Origin of the sequence: Pseudomonas sp. PvP009, assembly GCF_017832995.1 — a bacterium.
GTDB classification, from domain to species: Bacteria; Pseudomonadota; Gammaproteobacteria; order Pseudomonadales; family Pseudomonadaceae; genus Aquipseudomonas; species Aquipseudomonas syringae.
The window spans coordinates 5,100,324-5,117,641 of sequence record NZ_JAFIBG010000001.1 but is presented as its reverse complement, the minus strand read 5'-3'; the positions used below and the strand labels follow the sequence as shown (position 1 = coordinate 5,117,641).

The 17,318-nt window shown below is 60.4% G+C and carries 10 protein-coding genes; 8 read left to right on the top strand and 2 right to left on the bottom strand.

Features of this window, described 5'->3' with window-relative positions:
- Positions 1-47: 47 nt before the first annotated feature.
- Positions 48-6,173 (bottom strand): membrane-targeted effector domain-containing toxin, encoded by a 6,126-nt coding sequence (locus tag JOE29_RS21990; RefSeq protein WP_210079861.1) that lies wholly within the window; start codon positions 6,171-6,173, stop codon positions 48-50.
- Between the two features lie 301 nt (positions 6,174-6,474).
- On the opposite strand from JOE29_RS21990, the gene JOE29_RS21985 reads away from it, so the two are divergent.
- From JOE29_RS21985 to JOE29_RS21955, 7 genes are read left to right on the top strand one after another with little or no spacing between them, the layout of a single operon-like run.
- Positions 6,475-8,232, top strand: a complete 1,758-nt coding sequence (locus JOE29_RS21985; RefSeq protein ID WP_003431977.1) for a carbamoyltransferase — start codon at positions 6,475-6,477, stop codon at positions 8,230-8,232.
- Positions 8,216-9,346, top strand: coding sequence for a glycosyltransferase (locus JOE29_RS21980; protein ID WP_210079860.1), 1,131 nt, complete (start codon positions 8,216-8,218; stop codon positions 9,344-9,346). Before JOE29_RS21985 ends, JOE29_RS21980 begins: the two co-directional genes overlap by 17 nt.
- Positions 9,346-10,242, top strand: a complete 897-nt coding sequence (locus JOE29_RS21975; protein ID WP_054994355.1) for an antimicrobial resistance protein Mig-14 — start codon at positions 9,346-9,348, stop codon at positions 10,240-10,242. The genes JOE29_RS21980 and JOE29_RS21975 overlap by 1 nt, the downstream gene beginning before the upstream one ends.
- On the top strand, positions 10,239-11,648 hold the full coding sequence (locus JOE29_RS21970; RefSeq protein WP_137983911.1) for a PIG-L family deacetylase: 1,410 nt from the start codon (positions 10,239-10,241) through the stop codon (positions 11,646-11,648). The genes JOE29_RS21975 and JOE29_RS21970 overlap by 4 nt, the downstream gene beginning before the upstream one ends.
- A 30-nt stretch (positions 11,649-11,678) precedes the next feature.
- A complete protein-coding gene (locus tag JOE29_RS21965) occupies positions 11,679-12,635 on the top strand; it encodes a glycosyltransferase (RefSeq protein WP_057407581.1) in 957 nt (318 codons plus the stop codon).
- 31 nt (positions 12,636-12,666) lie between these two features.
- Complete coding sequence (locus JOE29_RS21960) at positions 12,667-13,440, top strand: glycosyltransferase family 2 protein (RefSeq protein WP_003392119.1); 774 nt, start codon at positions 12,667-12,669, stop codon at positions 13,438-13,440.
- Positions 13,430-14,599: a hypothetical protein gene (locus JOE29_RS21955; protein ID WP_004414793.1), complete on the top strand. Its 1,170-nt coding sequence runs from the start codon at positions 13,430-13,432 to the stop codon at positions 14,597-14,599. Before JOE29_RS21960 ends, JOE29_RS21955 begins: the two co-directional genes overlap by 11 nt.
- A gap of 48 nt (positions 14,600-14,647) precedes the next feature.
- Here the strand turns inward: JOE29_RS21955 and JOE29_RS21950 are convergent, their stop codons facing one another.
- Entirely contained in the window at positions 14,648-15,286 is a 639-nt protein-coding gene (locus tag JOE29_RS21950; RefSeq protein WP_210079859.1) for a toluene tolerance protein, read from the bottom strand.
- 115 nt (positions 15,287-15,401) lie between these two features.
- Here JOE29_RS21950 and msbA point away from each other — a divergent pair, with 115 nt between their 5' ends.
- Positions 15,402-17,204, top strand: coding sequence for a lipid A export permease/ATP-binding protein MsbA (msbA, locus tag JOE29_RS21945; protein ID WP_010419706.1), 1,803 nt, complete (start codon positions 15,402-15,404; stop codon positions 17,202-17,204).
- Positions 17,205-17,318: the final 114 nt, after the last annotated feature.

The window sequence follows — 17,318 nt, the reverse complement described above, 5'->3', positions numbered from 1 at the left end:
GGAGCATGGGAACGATCATCGGTAGTGGCTGACTCTCGCGCCAATGCTCAGATAATGCGCGTAAGGTTCATCGCTTCGAGTGCTGCCACCAGTGCATCGATGTCGTCGAAGGGTTTGAGGTGGATGCGCGGCCAGCGCAGGCGTTCGATGTACAGCTTGCCTTCGGCATTGCGCAGCACCGGTGTGTGGTGAATCCAGGTGTCGCGTGCGCGATGAATGATGGTTGGCAGATTGCCTTCACCCTCCTGCACCAGAAACATTCCCGGCCTGGAAAGGCGGTTTTCGATGCTTGGCGGCCTGACCGGCTGTGACCGCAGCACCTCCATCTCCACTCGATAATCAGCTTTGATGTAGACCTTGTCATCCGCTATGCCGCCCGAGACGAGCTCCCCCGGATCCAGCGTTATTCCCCTCGAATGCCCCGGTGTCACATCGACGACCCGCAGGCCGATCCCGCCTTGCAGTTCGGCAACGCCAGGCACAACGCCCTGATAGGTATTGGAATGGCTGTTACCGACCAGCGCGATCCACTTGTGCGAGCCCATCACCTCCTGGTGCCTGCGGATCGTGCGCGAGGCAAAGTAATTCATCATTTGCTGGCGGGTAATGGACTGTTCCTCGGCAATGCCTTTGAGGTGGTAACTGCTTGCGCAATCGATGGCACGAATTTCCAGACCCTGCTGCCGCGCCCCGATAATCAGCCGCTCGAAGGTGTAGATGCCGTCCGGATCGGTATGATGCCCGCGGTCCAGGGTTTTCAGGTCATGCAGCAAGGTTTTACTCATTTGCCCGGTTTCGAGGAAACGATCCAGATCTGCCTGATGCAGGTCGCTCAACAGGTGCTCCATGTACAGCGTTTTGATGTTCTGCTGTGACAGCAACGGCAGGTTGTCGATGATCAGCTTTTTGCTGGCGACCGAAGCGTGTGACTCGCCAATGACCAGGCCTTCGGTATGGCGATACAGGGTTTCTAGCAGTCCGGCAGTGCTTGTCTGCGGTGCGATGGCTGGTAACGTCGGGCGAGGCGGCAGTTGAGCTGAGCTGATCCGGGCAGCGTCCTGTTGTAGATTCTTGCGCAGCAGGTCGAATGTATTGCGTACAGTGTCGAGTTCGATGTCTTCAAAAAAATACTCCATATCAAGGCCCTTCTTTTCGAAGTTCGCCAGGTTATGCAGCGTTGCTCTGGTCTCCAGCGGCATTTCATAGGTGGCATCGGTCAGCGATTGCTGAATGGCCGTCATCGGCCTGTCAACGCTCCAGTCATCGGGGTCGACGCGCAGCCAGGTATCGTTTTCGTCCAGAACAAACCCGTACTCGCCCGCCCAGCGCTCACCCTCGGCAACCGCGGCCGGATCGCCCAGCTCGCGGATCAACAGGTTATCCAGAGCGGTAGCAGGGGGCAGTGGCTTGGCGGGCAGCGTCGGGTCGGCAAACGCTATGCTGAAGTCGCAGCGCGTCGGTGTGTGTTCATGCGCCCCACCCGCGCCTTGCCTGATGCGGGTCGGACGTCCGGCGGGAATGTCCTTGACGTGAACACTGACGGCTCCCTGCATTTCGGCGATGCCGGGCACCTGATCGTGAGTCGTGGCCAGCTTCTGGTCGAGCAGCGCTACCCAGCGCCTGGCAGAGGCCGGCTGGATATCGTGGCTGATGAGCCTGTGCCCGAAGAAGTTGCTCATTTTCATGGCCGCTGTCGGGTCATCGGCAGCCGCCAGCACGTTGTGGCCGAGAAACGGATAGCTGATCGACGAACTGAACGGGCGCACTTCGATCCCGTAGAGGTGGGCTGCCTTGATCAGGTGGTAGTAATCGAATTCGCTACTTGCGTTGTTCAGGGCGCCGCGATTGGCCTCTTGCAGGTAATACTTGAGTTCATGAGAGCCGGAGCGACTTTTTTTACCGAGTTGGCGATACCGGGCCAGCTTGCGCAGGTGTTTGTCGGTCAGCAGGTGCTCGATGTACAGCACCTCGACACGCTGCTCGGCGAGCAAGGGCATGTTGAGCAGCAGTAGACGCTTGCTGGCCACCGATTTCGGGGCTTCGCTGAACACCAGCCCGTTATTGTGACTGAAGATGTGTTTGATGAGCGTATCGACGCTGCCGGGCAGACTATAAGTTGGCAGGGGCGGCTTGAGTGGCGGCGTGAATCGGGCAAAAAAGGCCTGGGCATCCTGATAGAGATTTTCCCGACGCGCCGTAAAGGTCTGGCGCACCTCGGTGAAATACGTTTCGAAATAGACTTCAAGACCAGCACCGGTCGGATCGAAGACCTCCTTGTTGATAACGATGTCCAGGTGCGCGCGCATGCCGCTCGGCATCTCATAGTCGCTCAAGGTGTTCAGCGAGCTTGAGCTTGCGCTGGCTTCCTCTGGTAGCGGTCGATAAGTGCCCGGAGTGTCCAGCCCGCCGCCGCGCAGGCGCTGCCGTTCGACGAGCAGCCACTGGCCCTGATCATTCAGGCGAACGGGCTGCTTGCCGAAGAAGGCGAACAGATTGGCCGGGTCGATGATTTGCCAGCACCGCCAGTAGGCGTCGTACTGAACCTCAAAGGCCCGGTCTGACAGCTGGATGTAATGTTTTCCATTGATTGCATGCACGCCTTTTGCGTGACCATCGGCGATACGTGGCAGGTTCTCCAGCGAAATGTCGACGGCCAGATCGATGCGCAACCCTGATGGCGCCTGCTGTGCGACTGGTGGTAGCGGGAGCAGCGGCTGCCAGGCGCCATCGCCCCTGCGCGCTGCAAACTGACCGGTTGCCAGCGGGGGTGCCGAGGCGACATGAGGTGCCTGGAACACCGCCGCATGCCCGTGCACATTGGGCTTGCCGAGCAGAAACACCTGCTCTTGCAGCTCTACCGGGTACAGGTCCTCGTAACGCGGCAGGGAAGGCTGGCGCTGGAACGAGCGCAACACCGGGGTCGAATGCTGGCCGTTCTCAAGCTGGTGCAAAACGCCCAGTCCTTTCAGACCCACCAGCAAATCGCTGCCTGCACCGAGGCCGTTGAACAGTGCCGACAGCATGTAGTTCGTGGCGCGCTCCCGGTCGCCTGCGCTCAGCGCTGCCAGTGCCTGCCCGCTGTCATGCAATGAAACCAGACTGCCCACCGCAAAGCTTGCCGGTGGAAAGGGCAGGGTCAGGGCCGTGGCAATGATTTCGACACTGATCCAGATCAGCTTGGCCAGCATGTCGTGGCGGCCGCTGTTGGTTTCTTCCACATCGCGCAACCTGCGCTCCAGCGGCCGGTTGAAGCAGGTATCGGCAACGTCTGAAATGAATGCCCTGGGGATGGCCGGAGGCTTGTTGGCGTTGCCCTTCTGCATGTCCCGCAGGAAGAACGACAGGGTGCGGCGTGCCTTGATGCGGCAGCGATCCTTGTAGTAATCGATCATCCCTTCACTATCCAGCGAGCTCACGAAATCGCTGAACAAACGGAATTCGATACCGTCAGGTGCCTGCGGCGTATAGAGCAGCGCGGCGTGACGGATCTGCGTCGGCAAAATGACCAGGCAGCCCTGAACGGTTTCGATGTGGGTCAGCAGCGGGCTGGGGATAACCAGTTGATCGACATCGGTCAGTCCCGAGGCGATCAGGGGTTTATCCACGTGTATTTGCAGGGGGTAAAGGGGGAAACGCTCCCGTGAGGCCGAGTCGCTCAGGTGCGCGTTATCCAGTGATTGCTTGAGCCAGACATACTGCTCAGGCTCGACATGACCTTTCAGCAGGCTGCGCAGCGCAGCCGCCTTCATCTGCAGTTGGGTGATCATTACGCTGTACTGGCGACGGTAGGCATAGCCATCGTTTTCGCGGTTCAGCAGGGTGTTTCTGATCAGCGCAATGTACTCGTCCGCCAGCCACTGGCCACGCACCGAGCCTGCAACAGCTGCGGGTGACAGCGCGCTCAGGTCGATACCCTCCGGGCCGCTGAACGTGGCGTCGGTGGCTGCTGACGTGCGCAAGGGGTCGATGCTGTCGTTGTAGCCTTTGAGCAGCATGTCGGTGTAGGTCAGCGTTTCGCGCTCGCTGGTGATCACGATCAGGTCAGGGTCTACCGTGCCGGCAGGGACACCCAGCAGTTTGCCGATCTGCTGGCTGGCACGCTGGTGTGCGTAGTCCTGGAACGACTGAACCCTGGTGTGCGGTTGGGCCTGATAGTTGCCGAGCGCGCCCTCGATGGCGTGTTCAACGGCGAGTAATTCCCGGCGCTGTGCGCGGCTGGCGCGCAGGTACCAGTCCGGGGTATGGCGGGCCTGTTCGGAGAGCAATACGCGAGTCTGTTCGTCGGTAAAACTGCGCAATGCTGTCTCGCAATCGGGGTGATCGATGAACTGCAGAAATTCCTTTGCAGGCTGGGGTTTCTCGCGGAGGGCCGTCAGTTGCGCGTCCAGTTCCGGGCGCGCAGTGACCTCTACCTGATCGAGCAGCCAGGTAGTCATTGTGGGCGATGCGGTCCAGCCAATCACCTCATGCAGCAGTTGGGTTTGGGTGTCGAAAGCCTTGAAATACTGGTGTCCGGGCGCCTCGCTGGTGAACATGATCAGCCGTTGCGTCTGGCCTTGAGCATCCTGCTTGCGAAACACCAGCAATCTGGCCATCACGTTGCAGTCGTTCAGTTTGATCTGCTGCACGCGCATCGTGGGATCAGGCGCACTCGCTGGCGTGCTGGTCAGCGCTGCGACAATGGCAAAATCCTCGGGCTGGATATGCCCCTGCATCTTCGCCGCCCAGCCCAGCTTAGTCAGTCGGGTCCGCGCCAGTGCGCGCAGCATCTGTTGATTGTGTTCCTGCTGATAGGTCTCGCGTTGAAACGTGGCAAACACCGCGCGCAGGTTGAGCTCATCAATCACGCCGGCAAGGTAGGCCGGGGTCAAGGCCGAGTAGGCGGCGTCCAGCGGCTGTCCATCGAGGGTGATGAGCGTCTGGTCGAGGAAGTCCGAGCCTGCTGTCTCGTCACCCGGATGCAGGCCATAGAGCGCCAGTTTGGTCAGCGGCAGCGTCACGCGGTAGGTCTCGCTCGTCGCTGGCAGCGTGCGACGGGTGTCGATGGTCAAGGCCCGCGGGTCCAGATCCTCGCCCAGATCATTGGCCAGGCGCGTGCGCAACTGCATGTCGGCAAACTGCTCCGGGGAAGCTGCGCCGCCCAGTACGCTCAGCATCGCAGCATGTGCCGCGTCGTAGCGTTGCAGGTGCAAGGCATAGGTCTGCAGGTCAGCCGCGCTGGCGATCTTCATCCACTCGGGCAGGTTACGCTGGTACTGACGTCGTCTGTTGCTCAGTTCACGCAGCTCGAGCATGGCAGCCGGGCCGAACAGGCCAGGCATGTCGATGGCCTGCTGGATCAGCGATTGACGCTTGAGCCGATCCGCCGTGCCCGGCTGTTCGCAGGCGTAACGGATGTCGTTGCGCTGCTTGTTCAGCAGCCGGTCGAAAGCGTGCTTGAACGGTGCCGTGGTAACGGGCTGCAGTTGCACGTCGGCAGCGGTGAAGGGCTCCAGGTACAGGTCGGCGTCCTGAACTATCTCGGCCAGCCGCTCCTGATGCTGTCGTTGCGCGTTGCCGAGCAGCGTATCGCGCAACGTTGGCGTGTTGAGCCACTGCGCAAGGGTTTCGAGCAGCATGGCCTGCGTGGCAAAACCGGTGATGCCGAGACCTGGCAGCATCAATAACGTGCGCCCCTGATCCTGGGAAATCACCAGTACACCGGCCATTTCAATCTGTTCGTCATCATGCAGTTGTACCCACAGCGTCGAGCAGGCGAGCGCCGGGCCTTGCGCCTGCTCGGGTGACTCGGGCAAACAGGCCAGGTAGCCACTGTCGAGATCGCGCTCGTGAACCCTGACGCGGGCTTCGTCAAGCATGGCCCGTTGCAAGGCCGGTACCAGGCGGTCGCGACGGCTTTCACCGGTTTCGCCCGGGTCCGTCCAGTAGTCGTCGATCTGTTGCAACAGTCTGAAGATTTCCAGTTCGCGCTCGGACACGTCAGCGCCGGTGAGTGCGCTTAGCAAGGCTTCGCCAGCCTGGGGCAATGCGTTTAGCTCCCTGGCCAGAAGGGTGCGCAGTTCGTCGAGCCTTTTCAGCGCTGCGGACGCGTCAGGCCAGGTATCGCCGGGCGTCATCGGCACAGGGCTCGGCGTTGAAAGGGTGAAATCCAGAGAGAGTGGTGTATGTGTCATGACAGGCTTTCCATTGCGCCAGGCGCTGAGGTTTGATCGACGGCCTTGGGGGCTGTGACTAAAGGCCTCAATTAATCAGATGCAACGGGCAGCAACGCCGTAGATAAATATGCTGCGTGGCGAAAGAGACGTTTCGTACACCGTCTGGCGGGCCGCCTTGGGTGACATTTCAGCGCGTCGAGCCAATCGTTGGTCATTACGCTATAATCCCGCCCTTTAGCTGCCCTCAGCCCGCTGTGCGGGGGCACACCTTTTCTCGGGCGCCCTGCGCCTGCATGCAGACTAAAGAGGCTAGACACTAGTGGCATTGACGATCCTTGGCCTGTCCGGCGCCCTTAGCCATGATCCTTCCGCAGCGCTTTACATCGACGGCAAGCTGATTGCCGCGGCCGAAGAAGAGCGCTTCGTTCGTGACAAGCACGCAAAGAACCGCATGCCCTACGAGTCGGCGAAGTTCTGTCTGGAACAGGCAGGCATCAAGCCTTCGGACGTCGACGTGGTCGCGATTCCGTTCGCCCCGATCAGCCTGTTCGGCAAGGCCCGCTGGCATTACGCCAAGCGTTACTGGTACGCGCCGGATCGCGCCCTCGATGCGCTGCTGATGGGCAACCGCCGTTACAAGCGCTACCGCAACAAGATTGTCTGGTGCCTCGAACAACTGGGCTTCGATCCGAAGAAGATCAAGATCGAGCCGGTCGAGCACCACCTGGCCCACGCTTCCAGCGCCTACCACTGCTCCGGTTTCACCGAGAAAACCGCGATCATGGGCATCGACGGCAAGGGTGAGTACGCCACGACCTTCTTCGGCTATGGCGAAAACGGCAAGATCCACAAGATCAAGGAATTCTTCGATCCGGACTCGCTGGGCGGCCTGTACGGCGCGATTACCGAGTTCCTCGGTTTCGAGATGCTCGACGGCGAATTCAAAGTCATGGGCATGGCGCCGTACGGCGATGCCAGCAAGTATGACTTTTCGCGTCTGGCGACCTTCGAGAATGGCGAGCTGGTCATCAATACCGAGCTGGCCAACGTCATCGGCCTGCGTCGCTACAAAGAGAACGGCAAGGGCTTCTACTTCTCGCCGAAGCTGATCGAATGGCTCGGCCCGAAACGCGTTGGCGACGTGGCCGACGAACCCTATATTCACTACGCGGCGAGCATGCAGGCGCTGTTCGAAAAGCTCGCGCTGCAGATGATGGATCACTACCTGGGCGACATCCTCAAGGAGACCGGCAAGATCGCTTTCGCCGGTGGTTGTGCGCTGAACGTCAAACTCAACCAGCGCATCATCGCCCGTCCTGAAGTCAAGGAGCTGTTCGTGCAGCCTGCGTCCGGCGATGCGGGTACGGCGGTGGGTGCTGCGGCTTATGTATCGCACGCCCGCGGTGTGCCGGTCGAGAAGATGGAACACGTCTACCTCGGCCCTGCGTACAGCAACGAAGACGTGATCGCGGCCTGTGCCCGTCACCCGAGCAAGCCGGTCTGGCGCCAGATCGACAACACGCCGGAGCGGATTGCCGAGATCATGGTCAAGGGCAACCCGGTTGCCTGGTTCCAGGGGCGCATGGAGTTCGGTCCGCGCGCGCTGGGCGGTCGTTCCATCATCGGTTGCCCGAGCGTCACCGGCGTGGCCGACCGCATCAACCATCAGATCAAGTTCCGCGAGCGCTGGAGGCCTTTCTGCCCGTCGATGCTCGACACCGTCGCCCCGCAGATGATCAAGATCGATCACCCGGCGCCGTTCATGACCTTTACCTTCGAAGTGGCCGAAGAGTGGAAAACCCGCGTTCCGGAAGTCGTCCATGAAGATGGCACTTCCCGTGCCCAGGTGCTCAAGCGCGAATACAACCCGCGTTACTACGACATGATGAAAGCGCTGGAAAACCTGACCGGCAATGGCGTGTCCCTGAACACCTCGCTGAACCGCCGTGGCGAACCGATGATCTGCTCGCCGACCGATGCGCTGAACATGTTCTTCGGCTCGGACCTCGAGTACCTGATCATGGAAGACATCCTGGTGGTCAAAGAGGGCGTCGAGGCTTATGACACGCTCGGTTGAACGACACGTACTGCAGTTCTGTCACGGCTATGACGGGCCGTTTCTGGACTGCGCGCGGCAATACGCCAGCCTGTTCGCCGGCAAGGGCTATCGCGTAACGACAGTGTTTCTGACCGGTGCCGCCGATCCGGATGTCGTGGCTGACTGCGGTTCGGACGAAGTGCTGTTCATGGAGTACAGCTCCAGTGCCATTCGTGGCCTGAAGCTGGGCGCCATCCGCGACCTGCGCAAGATCGCCGCGACCCGCTCGTTCAGCTTTTGCATCGCGCACCGCTTCAAGCCGGTGCACATCGCCCTGCTGGCGACGAAACTGCCGGTGATCGGCGTGCACCATGCGTTCGGCGATTACCACCGGCGCAGTCGCAAGCTGTTCGCCAACCTGTTTCGTAAGCGCCTGAGCCTGCTGGGTGTTTCCGACGCGGTTCGCGACGACATGCGCAGCAGCCTGCCCAAGTGGCCGGCCGAGCGCATTCAGACCCTGTACAACCGGATCGATGTCGAGCAACTGCAGGGCAGTCAGTTTTCCGCTGAAGATGCCCGCGCAGAGCTGGGCCTGTCGGCATCGGCCTGGATTGTCGCCAATGTCGGTCGCCTGCATCCCGACAAGGATCAGGCCACGCTGTTGCGCGGTTTTGCCGAAGCGCTGCCCGATCTTCCCGAGAACAGCCAACTGGTGATTCTCGGCAAGGGTCGCCTGGAAGAAGACCTCAAGGCACTGGCGCTGGAGCTGGGCATCGGCCCGCAGGTGCTGTTCCTTGGGCAAGTGCCTGACGCGCGCCGCTACTTCAAGGCCTTCGACGTGTTCGCCCTGAGCTCGGACCACGAACCGTTCGGCATGGTCCTGCTGGAAGCGATGGTCGCCGGTGTGCCGCTGGTTGCAACCTCATGCGGCGGCGCCAAGGAAGTGGTCGAAGACGTTGGCCTGCTGTTCCCGCTCGGTGATGTGCACAGCCTGGCACACGGCCTGGTGCACATGGCCGGCCTCGATGCCGAACAACGTCAGGATTGTGCCGAGCGCATGCTGTTGCGCTTGCGCGAACGTTTTTCCGATCACGCTGTGCGTAATGTCTTCTGGCGTCTGCCGCAAGTCTCCAGCCTGACAGCGGGGGCCTGATGCTCAATCGATTCAAGGGCTGGCGCGAGCGTGGCTGGGTGCAGATCGACGCGGCTGCCTACGAGCAGGCCTGGCAGCGGTTTGGCGGCAGCGTCGCCACTCATCCGCTGGTGGTCGCGCGTCTGTCGGCATTTTCCGGCATCGCTGTGCGTTACCTGGCCTGGGAGCAGGGCGGTGAAGTGAAGGCGGCGATTGCCACCTGGGGGCGCTCGCTGGCGCTGTCCAAGGACGAGCTCAAGCGCCACGGCAAGAAAGGGTTGTTCGACCTGGGTAATGCCGAGCTGATTCTGCCGGTGGCCGATGATATCGAGGTGCCGGTCCGGCACCGGGCCCGCTATGTGTCGTCGCTCAACGAAGGCCGCATCAGTACCTTCAAGCCACAGACCGAATCCTTGGCGATGGCGCGTACGCCTGAAGAACTGTCCAAGAAATTTCGTTACAACCAGCGTCGTGAGCTTCGCTTGCTGGAAGAGGCCGGCGGGACGGTAAGGCCTGTCAGCGAGTTCAGTAGCGCCGAGCTGGCAAGTATGTACTGCGATCTGTTTCAGCGGCGCTGGGGCTTCGAGGCGACCGGTGCCCGGCACAAGGCCGAGGTCATTGAGCTGTTGCGCGAGCTGCTGATCGGTTCGGTGGTGTTTCTCAACGATGCGCCGATTGCCATTCAACTGGTGTATCGCGTCGAAGCGCCGCAGTGGGTCAGCATCGAGTACGTCAACGGCGGTGTCGATCCCGAAACCCGTGATTTCAGTCCGGGCAGCGTGCTCAGCTTCGTCAATACCCAGTCCGCCTGGGAGAACGCCCGCGCGCTGGGCAAATCACTGCGTTTTTCCTTCGGTCGTGCCGACCGCGAGTACAAGGACCGATGGTGCAACCCCGTTCCGGTGTTCCAGATTTGAGTCGCAAGCAGCAATTGCTCAAACGCCATCGCCGTAACAAGCGGCTGGCGTTGCTGGGTGGGCTGCTCCTGTTGATCGCGGTGGGCGTGCTGGTGGCTTGGTGGCTGGCCCCGCTGCTGGCCGTGTGTGCCTGGGTCGCTCATGAGGCCTGGTTCGCCGATCATCTGTTCTATTCGCCGTCTGACGACTATCAGTACACCTTTGCTGCCGAAAGCGAAGTGCCGGGTGTACGCCTTGACGGCGGCACGTTGCTGATCGACCCCGCTGTGCAACTGAACGGCGACGAGACGCTGATACTGGCGCTGACGGTCAAAAGTACCTGGCTCGGGCGTTTTCTCGACCCTGTGGTCGAGCTGCAAGGCCAGGGCCTGAACGACCAGCAGGCATTCGAGCGTGGCGTCTGCGGCGTGCGCTATCTGAACCTCACCGGGCTGGGCGAGCCGCTGGCCGCAGGTGTGCTGAAACTGCGCGGGCGTTGCTGCCGTCTGGCCGGCACGCCGCGGCTCTGGCTGTTTCGTCAGCCGGATGCGCGAAAACAGCGTGTCATGGTCATCGCACCGCACGCCGACGATGCCGAGCTGGCCGCTTTCGGGCTTTACAGCCAGGCCGAGGAAGCGTGGATCATCACACTAACCGCCGGTGAGATAGAGGCCGAGCATTATCAGCAGATGGGCATGGAGCGCGCCGAAGCTGCGCGCATGAAAGGCCGCTTGCGGGCCTGGGACAGTATCGCCGTGGCGCGCTGGGGCGGGGTGCCCGAGTCGCAGTGTGTTCAATTGGGCTATTTCTGCCTGCAACTGCCTGCCATGCAGGCTGCGCCGGATACGCCGATTGGTTCGCGTGAGGCGGATCTGACCGATACCCGCCTGTTCCGTCAGTTCAATACCCTGCCATTGCCCGGCGACGACGGCCAGCCGACCTGGAACAACCTGCTCGCCGACCTGCGCGCGCTGATTCTCAAGGCCCGGCCGCAGGTTGTGGTGATGCCGCACCCTGCCATCGACCCTCATCCCGATCACATCTGCGCCCAGGCTGCGGTGCGTGAAGCCCTGCTCGGGCTCGAATGGCAGCCGGACGTGGTGCTCGGTTATGCCAATCACCTGCACGACAACGACCGCTGGCCGATGGGCGATGCCTACAGCGGCATCAGCCTGCCGCCGGTATTCGATGCCGCGCTGGCGCTGGTGCCGTACAGCCTTCAATTGTCGGTCGCCGCGCAACGCGACAAGGCAATGGCGCTGGGGATGATGCATGACCTGCTGCCGCCGATGCCGTTCAAGCGCCGTGTGCGCCGTGCGCTGCAGCGGGTTCTGGCCGGTCGTCACTGGCCGGCCGAGGGCGAAAACGAATTCTTCCGCAAGGCGGTGCGACGACACGAGTTGTTCTGGTGCAGCCGTGATCTCTGATTCAGCAGGCGCAGTACTGCAAGGAAAACCATGAAAGTTCTACTGCTGGTCCAGAAAGAGCAGCGTGCGATTCTGGACCGTCTCTATGACGGCATCGCTGCACATTGTGAATGCGAAGTGCGCTGGCTGAGCTCTGCGGAGCAACGCAACCTGCGTGGTTATTTCCGCCGTGAGGTGGACGTCAGCCGCTATGACCGGATCGTGTTTTTCCTGCGTTTCAAGCAGGAAGTGCGTCAGGTCGGCTTCATCCGCACGATTCCCAATCTGGTCATCCTCGAACACGATGCCTACCAGAACTACATTCCGTGCAAATACACCGGCAAGTTCAGCGCGCACTATCGCAAGCTGCCTTGGGCGCGAGTGATCTGCTCGGGGTTCACGGTCAGTGAACGGCTGCGCCAGGAAGGCTTCGATGCGGTGTTCGTGCCCAAGGGCTATGACCAGAGCCTGCTGCAGTTGCAGGCACGCGAGCGTGACATCGAACTGGCTTTCGTGGGCAGCACCAACAGCGTGGCCTACAGCGGTCGCAAGGCGTTGCTGGATGAGTTGGGCCAGGTCGAGAATCTGCTCGTCACGCGGACCAAGTCCGGCGAAGAGTATTGCGACACCCTGAACCGCATCCGTTTTTTCGTCAGTGCCGACGTGGGCATGGGCGAGTACATGATCAAGAATTTCGAGGCCATGGCGTGCGGCTGCGTGCTGCTCGCCTTCGATCAGGGCGCTGAAGAAAACCGCGCGCTGGGCTTTGTCGACATGCACAACATCGTGCTCTATCGCGACATTCCCGAACTTCGCGAAAAGCTGGCGAAATTGCGCGATAACGTCACACTGGCTGGCGAAATATCTTGTAATGGGCAGACTTTGGTCGAGGAACGCTTTACATTCCATGCCCTTGGAAAAGCCATCGTGGACGCCATGCATGCGCCACTGCGCAGCATGCCGGCGGCGAGCTGGATCGATCGCCTGCGGTCACGATTGGGATGGTAGGGAATTATGAATATTCAATGATTGGGAACGAATGATGGTATTCAGCGAAAACAGCGACATTACGCTGGTCGTCACCAGTTGTGGTCGATTCGACCTGTTGAAGCGCACCCTGGAAACGTTCGACCATTTCAACACTGCGCCCATACGCCATGTGCTGATTACCGAAGACTCCGGTGATGACCGGGTTCAGGCCTGCATTCCCGAGCACTGGCACCCGCATACGCGCTTCATCATCAACAACCCCAAGCTGGGGCAGATGCGCTCTGTCGACGCGGCCTATTCGCTGATCGAAACGTCCTGGGTGTTCCATTGCGAAGACGATTGGGATTTCTACCGTCCGCACTTCATCGAAGAGTCGATGACGCTGCTGAAACACGATCCGCAAGCCTTACAGGTCTGGTTGCGCAGCTACAATCACGATCTGCGTATCCACAGCCCTTACGTTTACCTCAACGAGCGTGAAGTGGTCGAGGGTATTGCGTTTTACAAGCTGGGCTCGCACAAGCCTGAATGGCAGGGGTTTTCCTTCAATCCGGGGCTGCGCCGCCTGGCTGATTACCTGCAGCATGCGCCTTATGCCGGGCACGGTGGCGAGAAGAAACTTTCACAATTATTCGCTGCGCAAAACCGTTACGCTCTGATTCTGGAAAATGATGCCGTGTTGCACACCGGGTTTGGTGAGCACGTGGAGTTGCCGCAGGAGCGGCTTGACAAACAGCGTCGCAAACGTCGGGATCGCGTCAAGCTGATCGTCGCTGTGCTCGCTGGCCTAGTAGCAGGTTGGTTGCTTAATAATGTCAGTTGACCCGATAAGAATGCCCGGCAGCAAAGTACAGCAGTATTTTACGGCTGCCATCGTCATCTTCCTGCTGAGTTTCATCCTCAACCCCTCAGCCAAGATCACCAACAATCTGTTTTATGCATTCACGGCGCTGCCGGGCTTGTTCTTCTTGATCAAGTACCGCGGCGCTGGCGTGTTTGCCAAGCCTCTGGGCATTGCCTGGGCGGTGTTCATGGCCTGCTTTCTGGTCCCCGCGCTACAGGCGCAGGAGTTCCAGTATTACAAGCACATCATCTACGTCAGCCTGTTTGTCTTTGTCGTCGCCGGGATTACCGACAACGGCTTCTTCAGACGCGGGGTCTTCGTGCGCAGCATGTTCTGGGCGCTGTGCCTGTACATTCTGCTGAGCAGTATTCACAGCTGGGTGACCGGGCAGTTCGAGTTCGGCCAGCGTGTGGCGATTCTGCCTGGGCGAATGGAGAACGTGATCTACGCCAGTGCCTGGCTGGTCTGCAGCCTCGCGTTGGCCATGCCGTTGTGGGCAAAAGAGCGTCGCTGGGTCGAGGCCGTCTGCGCCGTTCTTGTCACGCTGGTGATAACCGCCTTTATCGTGCAGACACGTACTGCGCTGGTGGGTTGCGCCGTTCTGTTTGCTGTCTGCACCGCCTATGCGCTCTACCGTTTCCCGCTGCGCACGACAGTGGTCTTGCTGGCGCTGGGCGTCGTGGCGGCAGCCGCCTTCTGGTTCGTCAAGGATGAACAGTGGGTCGCCCTACTGATGGTCAGAGGTGATTCCTATCGCATCGAGCTGTTTGAAATCATGACCGGTGAATGGCGTCGCTGTGGCTGGATGCTGGGCTGCGGTGTGGATTTCTACACGACCCAGACCCTGACGGGCGGCATACCGATCCAGCACCCGCACAATATTTTCGTGTCGCTGGGGCTGTACACCGGCGCCGCTTCGCTGGTGATGTTTCTGGTCGTGATGGCGATAACGCTGTGGGACTCCGTGCGCAATGGCGATGCCTGGGGTCTTTACCTTGTGTGCGCGTTGGTCATGCTTAACTTCGACGGAGCCCAGTTGGTCGGCAATCCAGACGAGCTCTGGGTGCTGGTGCTGTTACCGGCGTCCATGGTGTTGGGGCGAGTGGTGCAGACGCATCGGCTCAGGCAGCAGCAATAGCCTCAAAAAAATGGCCGCTTCGAAAGCGGCCATTTTTCATGGGGCAGGTTATTGAACAGCCTGGGCCAGTTCAGAGGTGTCGCAGAGGGTCTGAGCGCTCATGTAACCATCGAGAAAGGCCGGGTTGCCGTTGTCCAGCAGCCATTGACGGTCTTCCTGATAGCGCAGCATGTGCTTGAAGTTGCGCAGGCGAAGGCTTTTGCGCAAGGCGCGGCGATAGGTTTTCATGTCGGCGATGTCAATCAGGCCGAGGCTGCCTTCGGGCGTGAGGATCACGTTGCCAAGATGGGCCGAGCGAAAGTAGATGCCTTTTTCGTGCAGCCCGGCAATAAAGCTTCCCAGTTGCCTGCGCAGCTTGTCGTCGGCCACCGCACTGCCCAGTAGCTGGCGCAGGGTGAAGCCAGCCAGCGGATCATAATGCACGGCATCGCGCTTGATCTCGGCGATGCGGCTGACCGAGCGTATGCGCGGGCAGGGAATGTCGCGTTTGGCCAGCGTTTCACAGTTGTCTGCGAAGCGCTGCGCGTAGGGGTACCAGGCTGCTGAGCTGACAAGGCGTTTGCGCCGAAACAGTTTCAGCATGGAGCCGTCACGCAGGCGGAGTACCTTGTCGCCCGTGCCGTCGGCTTCAAGTACTTCGGCACCTTGAACCTGTTCAAGGTAATGGGCGTGGTCAAGCGCTTGCATCGATACTCCGGTTTTTACGCCCTTGGTAATGGACGAGCCACCTATGTTACCGCAGCAGGCAGCCGCGAAAACCGCTGTGATACAATTCGGCCTCTTTTTAACACGACGGATTCTCATGACAACCTCCGAATCGTCCGCAACCTCCAGCGTGAAAATCTATTTCCGCCTGTTGTCTTATGTGCGTCCGTATGTGGGCATTTTCCTGCTCAGCATCATTGGTTTCGTGATCTTCGCCTCGACCCAGCCGATGCTCGCCGGCATCCTGAAATATTTCGTCGATGGCCTGACCAATCCTGAAGCGGTGCTGTTTCCCAATGTTCCTTACCTGCGCGAGTTGCAGCTGTTGCAGGCCGTGCCGCTGCTGATCGTGCTGATCGCCGCATGGCAGGGGCTGGGCTCGTTTCTGGGCAACTATTTCCTGGCAAAGGTTTCCCTCGGGCTGGTGCATGACCTGCGCGTAGAGCTGTTCAACAAGCTGCTGGTGTTGCCCAATCGCTACTTCGATACGACCAATTCCGGCCATCTGATCTCGCGCATCACCTTCAACGTCACGATGGTGACCGGTGCAGCCACCGATGCCATCAAGGTGGTGATTCGCGAAGGCCTGACCGTGGTGTTCCTGTTCATCTATCTGCTGATGATGAACTGGAAGCTGACGCTGGTGATGCTCGCGATTTTGCCGTTGATTGCCGTCATGGTCGGCACCGCGAGCAAGAAATTCCGCAAGCAGAGCAAGAAGATCCAGGTGGCGATGGGCGATGTCACGCATGTTGCCTCTGAAACCATTCAGGGCTATCGCGTAGTCCGCAGCTTCGGTGGCGAGTCCTACGAGCAGGCGCGCTTTGCCCAGGCCAGCAACAGCAACACCAAAAAGCAGCTGCGCATGACCAAGACCGGCGCCATCTACACGCCGATGCTGCAACTGGTGATCTACAGCGCCATGGCGGTGCTGATGTTCCTCGTGCTGTTCCTGCGTGGTGAAGCGACTGCGGGTGATCTGGTCGCCTATATCACCGCTGCGGGCCTGCTGCCCAAGCCGATTCGTCAGCTGTCGGAAGTCAGTTCGACGATCCAGAAAGGCGTCGCCGGTGCCGAAAGCATCTTCGAACAGCTGGATGTGGAAGAGGAAGTCGACACCGGCACCATCGAGCGCGATCGTGTGACCGGCCACCTCGAGGTGAAGAACCTCAGCTTCTTCTACCCGCAGACGGCGCGTCAGGTGTTGAACGACATCAGTTTCTCCGCCGCGCCGGGACAGATGATTGCCCTGGTAGGACGCTCCGGCAGCGGCAAGTCGACCCTGGCCAACCTGATTCCGCGTTTCTACGGGCACGACATGGGCAACATCCTGCTCGATGGCGTCGAGATCAACGATTATCGCTTGCGTAACCTGCGCAGGCACATCGCTCAGGTCAATCAGAACGTCACGCTGTTCAACGACACGATTGCCAACAACATTGCCTACGGCGATCTGGCCGGCGCGCCGCGTGCCGACATCGAAGCGGCCGCCGCTGATGCGTACGCCAAGGAGTTCATCGACCAGTTGCCGCAGGGTTTCGATACCCAGGTGGGCGAAAACGGTGTGCTGCTGTCAGGCGGTCAACGCCAGCGTCTGGCCATTGCCCGCGCGCTGCTCAAGAACGCCCCGTTGCTGATTCTCGACGAAGCCACCTCGGCGCTGGACACCGAGTCCGAGCGGCACATTCAGGCGGCGCTGGATCACGTCATGAAGGGCCGTACCACGCTGGTCATCGCCCACCGCCTTTCGACCATCGAGAAGGCCGACCTGATTCTGGTCATGGACGCCGGGCAGATCGTCGAACGCGGTACGCACTCGGAGCTGCTGGCGCAGAACGGCTATTACGCCCGCCTGCATGCCATGGGGCTGGACGAGCCGGCTCCGGTCGGCGCTGTCTGACCTGACTTTCACCGGGCGGACCCAGGCGGTCCGCCTGCCTTTTGAGCGGCGTGATTCAACAGCCTGTCGGTTGCAAACCCCTGTGCTAAGATTCCGCCCCTGTCCATTTTTCAA

Bases quoted from the DNA above. Each gene is read 5' to 3' on its own strand.
- JOE29_RS21990 (WP_210079861.1), bottom strand. From the start codon at position 6,173: ATGACACATACACCACTCTCTCTGGATTTCACCCTTTCAACGCCGAGC.
- JOE29_RS21980 (WP_210079860.1), top strand. From the start codon at position 8,216: ATGACACGCTCGGTTGAACGACACGTACTGCAGTTCTGTCACGGCTAT.
- JOE29_RS21975 (WP_054994355.1), top strand. From the start codon at position 9,346: ATGCTCAATCGATTCAAGGGCTGGCGCGAGCGTGGCTGGGTGCAGATC.
- JOE29_RS21965 (WP_057407581.1), top strand. From the start codon at position 11,679: ATGAAAGTTCTACTGCTGGTCCAGAAAGAGCAGCGTGCGATTCTGGAC.
- JOE29_RS21960 (WP_003392119.1), top strand. From the start codon at position 12,667: ATGATGGTATTCAGCGAAAACAGCGACATTACGCTGGTCGTCACCAGT.
- JOE29_RS21955 (WP_004414793.1), top strand. From the start codon at position 13,430: ATGTCAGTTGACCCGATAAGAATGCCCGGCAGCAAAGTACAGCAGTAT.
- JOE29_RS21950 (WP_210079859.1), bottom strand. From the start codon at position 15,286: ATGCAAGCGCTTGACCACGCCCATTACCTTGAACAGGTTCAAGGTGCC.
- msbA (WP_010419706.1), top strand. From the start codon at position 15,402: ATGACAACCTCCGAATCGTCCGCAACCTCCAGCGTGAAAATCTATTTC.